The following is a 9,114-nucleotide window of genomic DNA, read 5'->3' on the forward strand; positions in this document are numbered from 1 at the left end:
TGGCTGATGGCTCGCTCGGGTTGTTGGGTAAAGGGTTTATTACCGAAAAACTCCAACCACGGTTTGCGAACCTTATCTTTGCTGGTTTCTCTGTATTTTTTTAGTTCCAAGAATGCCATCTTGACTAGATGGTTTTCCTGACCGTTGTTTGTAATTGTTAAAACCTCACCCGTCGTATCCTCTCGCATACTAAAGCTGTGAAAAGCTAAATCATCTTGAAAGTAGTTGCTATCCACGATTGCGATAGCATATACTGGTGCGATGTGTTTATAACTATGGTGTGTATTACCTTCTCGTTGGCGAATTTTTTCTAGGTTTTGATTGACTTGACTGCACAGGTAAGCCCACAAACGATTGATGAAAAAATTCTGATGATGGACTTGTATTTCGATAATAACCTGAGTGCCGTTATCCAATTCCGCCAAGACGTCTATACTGGTATAGAAATCCTGCGCTGAGTAAGGCAGGGAAGGTAAGACATGAATATTGCTTCCCTCTAAAATCGTCACATTTTTGGCTGGTAAATCCAGCATATCGCGAATAAATTGACAAGTGATTTCTGGGTTGCTAAAAATCTTCTTAGCCACTAAATCATTAGTCGGGTTGATGCCCGGATGTCTTAGAATCATCCTTTTCCTCCTTTTATTATACCATAGTCTTATACTCAATGAAAATCAAAGAGCAAACTAGGAAACTAGTCGCAGGCTGTACTTGAGTACGCAAGGCGACGTTGACGTGGTTTGAATTTGATTTTCGAAGAGTATTAAATCTAGTTTTACTAGATTCTATGGTTCTATCTATTTATTCGGAAAAGAGATGAAAAAAACCTGAGAATCATCTCAGGCTTGGTCATTAAATCTTTTTCTCAATACTGAAAAGTGGAGAAAGTGGGCGTTTTTCATGGATACGTACGATAGCATCTCCTAGGAGATGAGCGATTGAAATCTGCTCAATCTTATCAATCAAACGCTCTTCTGGCAGATAGATGGTATCCAAAACAACTAATTTCTTAATAGCTGATTTTTGGATATTGTCCATAGCAGGACCAGAAAGAACTGGGTGCGTACAGCTTGCATAGACTTCAACAGCACCAGCTTCCGCAAGGGCATCTGCCGCGTGACAAATCGTACCTGCCGTATCAATCATATCATCAATCAAGATACAAGTCTTGCCTTCGACCTTACCGATGATGTTCATGACTTCACTAGTATTCATCTTATCAACACTACGACGTTTATCAATAATAGCGATAGATGTTTTCAAAAATTCTGCCAACTTACGAGCACGAGTCACCCCTCCATGGTCTGGGCTGACAACCACATAGTCAGAACCAACCATGCCACGACGCTCAAAATAATCCGCAATCAGAGGAGCCCCCATTAAATGATCCACAGGAATATCAAAGAATCCTTGAATCTGCGCAGCATGTAAGTCGATGGTCAATAAACGATCCACTCCAGCTACTTCAAGCATATTTGCGACAAGTTTTGAAGTGATTGGCTCACGCGCTCTCGCCTTTCTATCCTGACGTGCATACCCATAGTAAGGCATAACAACATTGACAGATTCTGCACTCGCACGCTTCAAAGCATCTACCATAATCAAAATTTCAAGCAGATTGTCATTTACAGGCGAACTAGTTGATTGTAGGATAAAGACGTGTTTCCCACGGATTGATTCTTCGATGTTGACCTGAATCTCTCCATCTGAAAATTGGCGAACACTTGATTTCCCCAACTCTATCCCAATCTCCTGCGCCACACGTTCTGCCAATTCTTTATTAGAAGAAAGGGCAAACAGCTTTAAATCAGAAAAAGACATGATTTCCTCCGGTATATATGTATCGCTTGTGCTTTTCACAAGATTTTTCCATTTACCATTGTAGCGCTTTTTGCACTATTTTTCAATCAAAAATAAAAGAAGGGCAGCATATTTGTACCCTTGCATCATTCTTTTAAAAAATATTCTAGTTCATCAACTCATTGTGCTTCTCAACAAAACGATAAGCCTGATAAAAACCATAGAGAGTAATAGCCGTAACCACTGGAATCGCTAAAGGCAACTCTGTCTCCAATTCAACAAAAGGAGAGTTAAACAAGAAATGAGTTCCCAAGGCTAGACCTAGGAAAATAAGCCCCTGTTTCTTGCCAATCTTCTGCCCTTTATAGGCTCTGTAAAGCAAGTAAACACCTACTACAGCTAGACCTGAAAAAGTCCAGTGAGAGGCAATTCCTGAGATGATACGCTCTAAAATTCTCGAAATAGTAAAGTCAAAGCCCTCTGGCAAATCCGTACGAATGTAACCAATATCCTCAATCATTTGGAATCCCAAACCAGAAGCAATCCCCAGTAAAAACAAAGATTTTAATTTTCGCACAGGAATCAAAGCTAAAACAAAGATAAGTGGCAATAATTTCAAGGTTTCTTCTACCAAAGGAGCCACAATAGCACTTTCAAAGGCATTTAAAAATGCACTATCTGGGAAAAGAACCCCCAGTAAATCATGGATGTAGGTATTAGCAAAGCTAGAAAGCCAGCCTGAAAGGAACATTCCTCCTAATAAAGACAAGATCAAGGAGTTCTTTGGCAATTCCCATTTTTTCCCAATACGGAAAAGAAAATAAAGAGCCGGAATCATGTAAAAGAGAGCTAGAAAGATAGAAACTCCCATCAGTCCATATTCCGCACCTGACATCGAACCGTCCGTATAGTAGATAGTTTCATACTGCAAACCAATACATAGCAATAAGATAAAAATAAATAAAATACTGTTTTTCTTCATACACTTTCTTTCTAAATGAATTTTTTACAATTCTACGACTGTCATACTTCCTGTATCCACATCGTAAATGGCACCAGAGATAATGACATCGTCTGGTATTAGGGGAGAATCGATAAGGAGTTGCATATCCTCGCGTACACTTTCCTCTATATCTTGGAAGGGCAAAAAGTCCTGGTCTGACACATCGACACCTAGTTCCTCTTTTAAATACTCCTGAAAAGGACCATTTTCAAAAGTCTGAGCACCACAGTCTGTATGGTGCAACACCACAATCTCTCTTGTCCCCATCTGTTGCTGGGAAATAACTAGCGAACGAATCATGTCCTCGGTCACCCGACCACCTGCATTCCGCAAGATATGAGCATCCCCAAGTGCCAAGCCCAGAGCTTGCGCAACGTGCAAACGTGAGTCCATACAGGTCACAATAGCTACTCTGGTTTTGGGTTTAAGTGGCAGATTTAACTGCCCATGTAGGGCAACATAAGCCTGATTGGCTTGCATAAACTGTTCAAAATACGACACGATTCCCTCCTTGAAAATTTGATAGTCAAATATTTCTCCTATCTTATCATTTTTATGAGGATTTGTCACGGATTATGCAAAGACCTTTTTCAAAACTTCCTGAATCGTTGTCACCCCAATGACCTGTATTTCCTTGGGTGGAGTGATTCCTGTTAAGGAATTCTTAGGTACATAAATCTTGGTAAATCCCAGTTTAGCAGCTTCGTTGATGCGTTGTTCGATACGATTCACGCGCCGAATCTCCCCTGTCAAACCCAGCTCGCCTACAAAACATTCCTGAGGGTTGGTTGGCTTGTCTTTGTAACTAGAAGCAATGGCAACTGCAACCGCCAAGTCAATGGCAGGTTCATCCAATTTGACACCGCCAGCAGATTTGAGATAGGCATCCTGATTTTGCAAGAGAAGACCTGCCCGTTTTTCCAAAACAGCCATAATCAAACTCGCACGATTAAAATCAAGCCCTGTCGTCGTACGCTTGGCATTTCCAAACATAGTCGGTGTTACCAAAGCCTGCACTTCTGCAAGAATAGGACGCGTCCCTTCCATGGTCACAACGATTGACGAGCCAGTTGCTCCATCCAAACGCTCCTCTAGGAAAACCTGACTCGGATTGAGGACCTCAACCAAGCCACCTGACTGCATCTCAAAAATCCCAATCTCATTAGTGGAGCCAAAACGGTTTTTCACCGCTCTCAAGATACGGAAGGTGTGGTGACGCTCCCCTTCAAAGTAAAGCACCGTATCCACCATATGCTCCAACATACGAGGCCCAGCCAAGGTTCCTTCCTTGGTTACATGCCCTACGATAAAGATGGCGATGTTATTAGTCTTAGCTAGCTGCATCAGTTCAGCCGTCACCTCACGCACCTGAGAAACAGACCCCTGCACCCCTGAAATCTCAGGAGACATAATGGTCTGGATAGAGTCAATAATGAGGAAGTCTGGCTGGATGCGCTCCACCTCTGCTCGAACACTCTGCATATTGGTCTCTGCATAGAGATAAAACTCGCTATCAATATCACCCAAGCGCTCTGCACGTAGTTTAATCTGCTGAGCAGACTCCTCCCCACTAACGTAGAGAACTGTCCCCACTTGGGACAACTGGGTTGAAACTTGTAGGAGAAGGGTTGATTTCCCAATCCCAGGATCCCCACCGATGAGGACGAGACTTCCTGGTACCACTCCTCCTCCAAGTACACGGTTGAATTCCTCCATCTCTGTCTTGGTTCGATTGACATTGATGGAGGTCACTTCAGCCAGTTTCATGGGCTTGGTTTTCTCACCTGTCAAGGACACACGCGCATTCTTGACCTCGGCAACCTCAACCTCTTCTACAAAAGAAGACCAAGATCCACAGTTAGGGCAACGTCCCAGATATTTAGGGGAATTATACCCACAATTTTGACATACAAATGTCGCTTTTTTCTTTACGATGATAAACCTCTTTCTATACCTCTAACTCACACTCAATCACTTGGCAAAAATCAATCTTCTCATTTGGCACAAACTGGCGCATAAGCATATTGTGACTTACCACTATCACGGTCTGGTAATCTCGATACTTAGCCATGCATTCTAGGAAACGAGACTTCATCTCTTCAGCTGTCTCATATTGAATAGGACTATTAGGAAGCAACTCCCCCTTGTTTTCTAAAAACAGGCTTCTAGCTGTTTCAAAGTTTTCTATTCCAGTTCCATAGACCTGCCATTCATGTAATAAAGGCTCCACTCTCAAAGGAAGGCCCGTAGCACAGGCCACATAAGAAGCCGTTTCTAAAGCTCTTGTGACTGCAGAAGATATGATTAGTTCAGCTGAAGGGAGTAAAGGATTGGTGCTCAGTTTCTGGGCTTGCTGCCGTCCCTTATCAGACAAGGGTGCCAAATCTATACCAAATCCCGTATAAGAACGCTCCTCTAACTCACGATAATCTGGCTCCCCGTGACGTACAAAGATAATCTTCATCCTAGTGCCCAGTCGATCCAAATCCACCAGTTCGCACGCCATCAGCCACATCTCCATCTGCAATTAAGAAAGGAGCAAAGACAGCCTGGACCACACGTTCCCCAACTTCAAGAACAACCTCTTGGTCTGTGATATTCTTCATCTGAGCAAAAATATGCCCTTCATTCCCAGGATTTCCATAATAATCCCCATCAATGACCCCAACCGAGTTAATCAAGACCAGACCCTTCTTACGAGGATTTGAAGAACGATCATAGAGGTAGAGAACCTCAGTCGGCTGCATATAAGCCTTAACCCCTGTCGGGACGAGAACAATCTCTCCTGGCGCAATAACTGTGCGCACAGCAACCTTTAAGTCGTAACCAGCCGCATGCGCTGTCTCACGCTTGGGCAATAAATTTTCATCTGTAAAAGTAGAAACCAATTCAAAACCACGAATTTTCATCATCTTCTCTTTTCTATTATCATTTATTCTAGATTATTCTATCTTATTTATTCGGAAAAAGCACGAAAAAAAGAGCACACAATTCAAATCGCTTAGGGCTGCTGGATTCCTCCCCTGACCCGCTTCACGCAGAACTGTTGCTCCACTATTTATTATATCACATTCCTATTCATTTTAAAAGCAAAATTATTTTTTCCGTCTATTTCTAAAAAAATCCTGCATAATAGCTGCACATTCATCTTCCAAAATTCCCGTTTCAACCTCCACACGATGATTGAGACGCTCATCTGTCAAGATATCATACAAACTCCCAGCAGCGCCAAATTTCTGGTTTTTAGCCCCATAGACCACGTTTGGAATGCGGGCAAGTCCAATCGCCCCACTACACATGACACAAGGCTCAATGGTCACAAAAAGCGTGCAATCCAGCAAGCGCCAGCTCTCCTCACTTAGGTTCGCATTTTCTATAGCCATAATTTCCGCATGCATAACCGCTCGTTGCAACTCCTCACGCGCATTATGCCCACGACCAATGATTTCTCCATCCTTGACAATCACACAACCAATTGGAATTTCATCGTGTTCAAGAGCAATCTCAGCCTCTCTCAAAGCTTTCCTCATAAAGACTTCTTTTTCTTCAACTGTATAATTCATCAATTTCCCTTTTTCTACTTGTCAGTTTTATTATTATATCATGAATCTCAAGACAAAAAAAGCCACCGAATGCGGTGACTCTATAGGGAGATTATTATGAAAAAGAAAAGTTTAGGATATTTGTTACAACAAGTTAGGAGGTCTTCTTGTAACTGTCTATAGTATACCCGACCTATCTTAAACAAATCTTAAAAATCTCTTAGGACCAAACACTTTCTAAAATATTTGTTTGTTCACGACCAGGGCCTACTGAGAAAGTAGAAATACGAACGCCAACCAATTCACTCACACGACGAACGTAGTTACGCGCATTCTCAGGAAGATCTTCCAAATTACGAACGCCAGTGATATCTTCTGACCAACCTGGTAACTCTTCATAGATAGGCTTGCAACGTTTCAATTGCTCAAGACTAGCTGGATAGTAGTCAATACGTTGACCATCAAGATCATAGGCCACACAGATTTTCACAGTATCCAAACCGCTCAAAACATCGATAGAGTTCAATGAAAGGTTGGTGATACCAGAAACACGGCGGCTATGACGCATCACAACTGAGTCAAACCAACCCACACGGCGTGGACGACCAGTTGTTGTACCATATTCATGACCTACTTCACGGATACGTTCTCCCACTTCATCAAACAACTCAGTTGGGAAAGGACCGTCTCCTACACGACTGGTATAAGCCTTACATACACCTACAACCTTGTCAATCTTACTTGGACCAACACCAGAACCAATTGTCACACCACCAGCCACAGGGTTTGAAGAAGTAACAAATGGATAGGTACCTTGGTCGATATCTAGCATAACACCTTGTGCACCTTCAAAAAGCACACGTTTACCGTTATCAAGCGCATCATTCAAGATTACAGATGTATCTGTCACATATTTCTTGATTTGTTGACCATATTCGTAATACTCTTCAAAAATATCATCGAAAGCAATCGCTTTACTGTCATACAATTTTTCAAAAAGACGATTCTTCTCAGCAAGGTTACGTTCTAAACGCTCACGGAAAATATCTTTATCCAAAAGATCGGCAATACGAATCCCAACACGAGCAGCCTTGTCCATATAAGCTGGACCAATTCCCTTAATTGTCGTACCAATCTTATTGTCGCCCTTAGCTTCTTCTTGCAGACGATCCAACTCGATATGATAAGGCAAAATAACATGCGCTCTATCAGAAATACGCAAGTTATCAGTTGTCACACCCTCCTCATGAAGATAGCTCAACTCTTTTACAAGAGATTTAGGATTTACAACCATACCATTCCCAATAACAGAGATTTTTTCAGGGAAGAAAATCCCAGATGGAATCAAGTGCAATTTAAACTTCTTACCATCAATCACAATCGTGTGACCTGCATTATCACCACCTTGGTAACGCGCAATCACTTCTGCATTCGCTGAAAGGAAATCTGTAATCTTCCCTTTACCTTCATCACCCCATTGGGTACCTACAACAACAACTGAAGTCATAATCTTGTCTGAGCCCTCAGGCTCTTCCTTTCTCACATACATGGCAGGACTCTCACCTGCAATTATATCTTACAATTTATTATAAGAAAAAATCGCCTTTTTATCAAGAAGAAACAATAGAAAGATTTGCTATTTCCAACTATTAAAAAATGATTTAGAAAAATAACCAGCTATTTGTTATTATAATTCTATAAAAAAAGTAAATTTGTTCGGAAATTTTGTCAAACTATCTCAACAAGAAATAAATCCCTGATTCATTATCAATTTTTCAAGATACAAACGATAAGCAACACGATAATGGTAAACAATAAAATCTCTACGACACCCAATGCCATATCTCACTAAATAATAAATTAAAAATTTAAAATGAAAATGTTCCCAGTCCCAACTATCACCAAAGAAAGTAGCATACTCTTCTTCGAGACTGTCATAGAAATCTGTCATCTGATCATAAATACTTTGTAGCATAAATATATACTCCTTTACTTTTTATGACCTTATTCTAACAAAAAATTTTACACATTCACTATCAATTCCTGAATTGTTAAAATACCAACCTCAACAAGATAACAAATAGAAAAAATTGACAGAATAAGAACAAATATCTTACATCAAAAACAAACTATTAAATCCTTAAAAATAAAAAATTTCATATAAATGATTTACAAAAATTATCCTTTACGGTTACTATATTATAAATCATCCTGTGCATTGAATCTTTCTCAGTTTAAAATATAAAGTGATTGAATAGAAATGAAGCACTTAATAATTATTAAAAAGAAAAGCAACTATAATATTTGTCCTCTATGGGTATTATAGAACCTATTTTAGGGTAGAAAAAATTCCATAAGATTTATAACGAAAAAGCACCAAACCATCATTAGAAAGAATCATATGGAACAATTACACTTTATCACAAAATTACTAGAGCTTACAGACCCTAATTTCTAAATTATGGATATCATCAATAGGGGTACACATAAGGAAATCCTCGCTAAACTGAACTACGACACCCCATCTTGACCTGATTGCGTAAGTTAAGAGAGCGTTGTTTTAAGTGCTATCAGTGCTCGAAAATGATGGTGTCTGAAACTTCTATCGTCAATAAAAATATCTCGCATCTAATGAAGCGAGATAGATTATTAATTATATAACAAAAAAGAGGCCGAAACCTCCTTTAATTAACTACTCCGCCAGTAGGACTCGAACCTACGACATCATGATTAACAGTCATGCGCTACTACCAACTGAGCTATGGCGGA

The 9,114-nt window shown here is 40.5% G+C and carries 10 protein-coding genes, 1 tRNA gene, 1 other RNA gene and 1 pseudogene; 1 reads left to right on the forward strand and 12 read right to left on the reverse strand.

The window, feature by feature from the left end; all coding sequences use genetic code 11:
* From NMM26_RS09415 to comW, 11 genes are all read right to left on the reverse strand, one after another.
* Window positions 1-629, reverse strand: a 629-nt coding sequence (locus NMM26_RS09415) for an Rpn family recombination-promoting nuclease/putative transposase (RefSeq protein WP_254754326.1), incomplete at its 3' end; no start/stop codon positions are given.
* A 223-nt stretch (window positions 630-852) separates the two neighbouring features.
* Window positions 853-1,821 carry a ribose-phosphate diphosphokinase gene (locus NMM26_RS09420; protein WP_000010158.1) on the reverse strand — a complete coding sequence of 323 codons (969 nt, stop codon included), beginning with the start codon at window positions 1,819-1,821 and terminating at the stop codon, window positions 853-855.
* 145 nt (window positions 1,822-1,966) lie between these two features.
* Complete coding sequence (locus NMM26_RS09425) at window positions 1,967-2,782, reverse strand: PrsW family intramembrane metalloprotease (protein WP_000742255.1); 816 nt, start codon at window positions 2,780-2,782, stop codon at window positions 1,967-1,969.
* Window positions 2,783-2,806: 24 nt separating this feature from the next.
* On the reverse strand, window positions 2,807-3,304 hold the full coding sequence (locus NMM26_RS09430) for a carbonic anhydrase (RefSeq protein ID WP_004240973.1): 498 nt from the start codon (window positions 3,302-3,304) through the stop codon (window positions 2,807-2,809).
* A gap of 72 nt (window positions 3,305-3,376) precedes the next feature.
* Window positions 3,377-4,741, reverse strand: a complete 1,365-nt coding sequence (gene radA / locus NMM26_RS09435) for a DNA repair protein RadA (RefSeq protein ID WP_303660011.1) — start codon at window positions 4,739-4,741, stop codon at window positions 3,377-3,379.
* Between the two features lie 10 nt (window positions 4,742-4,751).
* The gene (locus NMM26_RS09440; RefSeq protein WP_004240969.1) at window positions 4,752-5,309 is read right to left on the reverse strand and encodes a histidine phosphatase family protein; all 558 of its coding nucleotides are present in this window, start codon (window positions 5,307-5,309) and stop codon (window positions 4,752-4,754) included.
* Window positions 5,269-5,712 (reverse strand): dUTP diphosphatase, encoded by a 444-nt coding sequence (locus NMM26_RS09445; protein WP_000702003.1) that lies wholly within the window; start codon window positions 5,710-5,712, stop codon window positions 5,269-5,271. Before NMM26_RS09445 ends, NMM26_RS09440 begins: the two co-directional genes overlap by 41 nt.
* A gap of 56 nt (window positions 5,713-5,768) precedes the next feature.
* Window positions 5,769-5,866, reverse strand: an RNA gene (gene ffs / locus NMM26_RS09450) — signal recognition particle sRNA small type.
* Window positions 5,867-5,898: 32 nt separating this feature from the next.
* Entirely contained in the window at window positions 5,899-6,366 is a 468-nt protein-coding gene (gene tadA, locus NMM26_RS09455; RefSeq protein WP_001110116.1) for a tRNA adenosine(34) deaminase TadA, read from the reverse strand.
* Window positions 6,367-6,565: 199 nt separating this feature from the next.
* Window positions 6,566-7,852, reverse strand: coding sequence for an adenylosuccinate synthase (locus NMM26_RS09460; RefSeq protein WP_001832534.1), 1,287 nt, complete (start codon window positions 7,850-7,852; stop codon window positions 6,566-6,568).
* A 231-nt stretch (window positions 7,853-8,083) separates the two neighbouring features.
* Complete coding sequence (comW, locus tag NMM26_RS09465) at window positions 8,084-8,320, reverse strand: sigma(X)-activator ComW (RefSeq protein ID WP_000941925.1); 237 nt, start codon at window positions 8,318-8,320, stop codon at window positions 8,084-8,086.
* 486 nt (window positions 8,321-8,806) lie between these two features.
* On the opposite strand from comW, the pseudogene NMM26_RS09470 reads away from it, so the two are divergent.
* A pseudogene (locus NMM26_RS09470) lies at window positions 8,807-8,964 on the forward strand (ISL3 family transposase); the annotation flags it as partial.
* Window positions 8,965-9,040: 76 nt separating this feature from the next.
* Here the strand turns inward: NMM26_RS09470 and NMM26_RS09475 are convergent.
* A tRNA-Asn gene (locus NMM26_RS09475) sits at window positions 9,041-9,114 on the reverse strand.

The sequence above is a fragment of the Streptococcus sp. CF7_Ac1-8 genome (genome assembly GCF_024295435.1).
Lineage (GTDB): Bacteria > Bacillota > Bacilli > Lactobacillales > Streptococcaceae > Streptococcus > Streptococcus mitis_AP.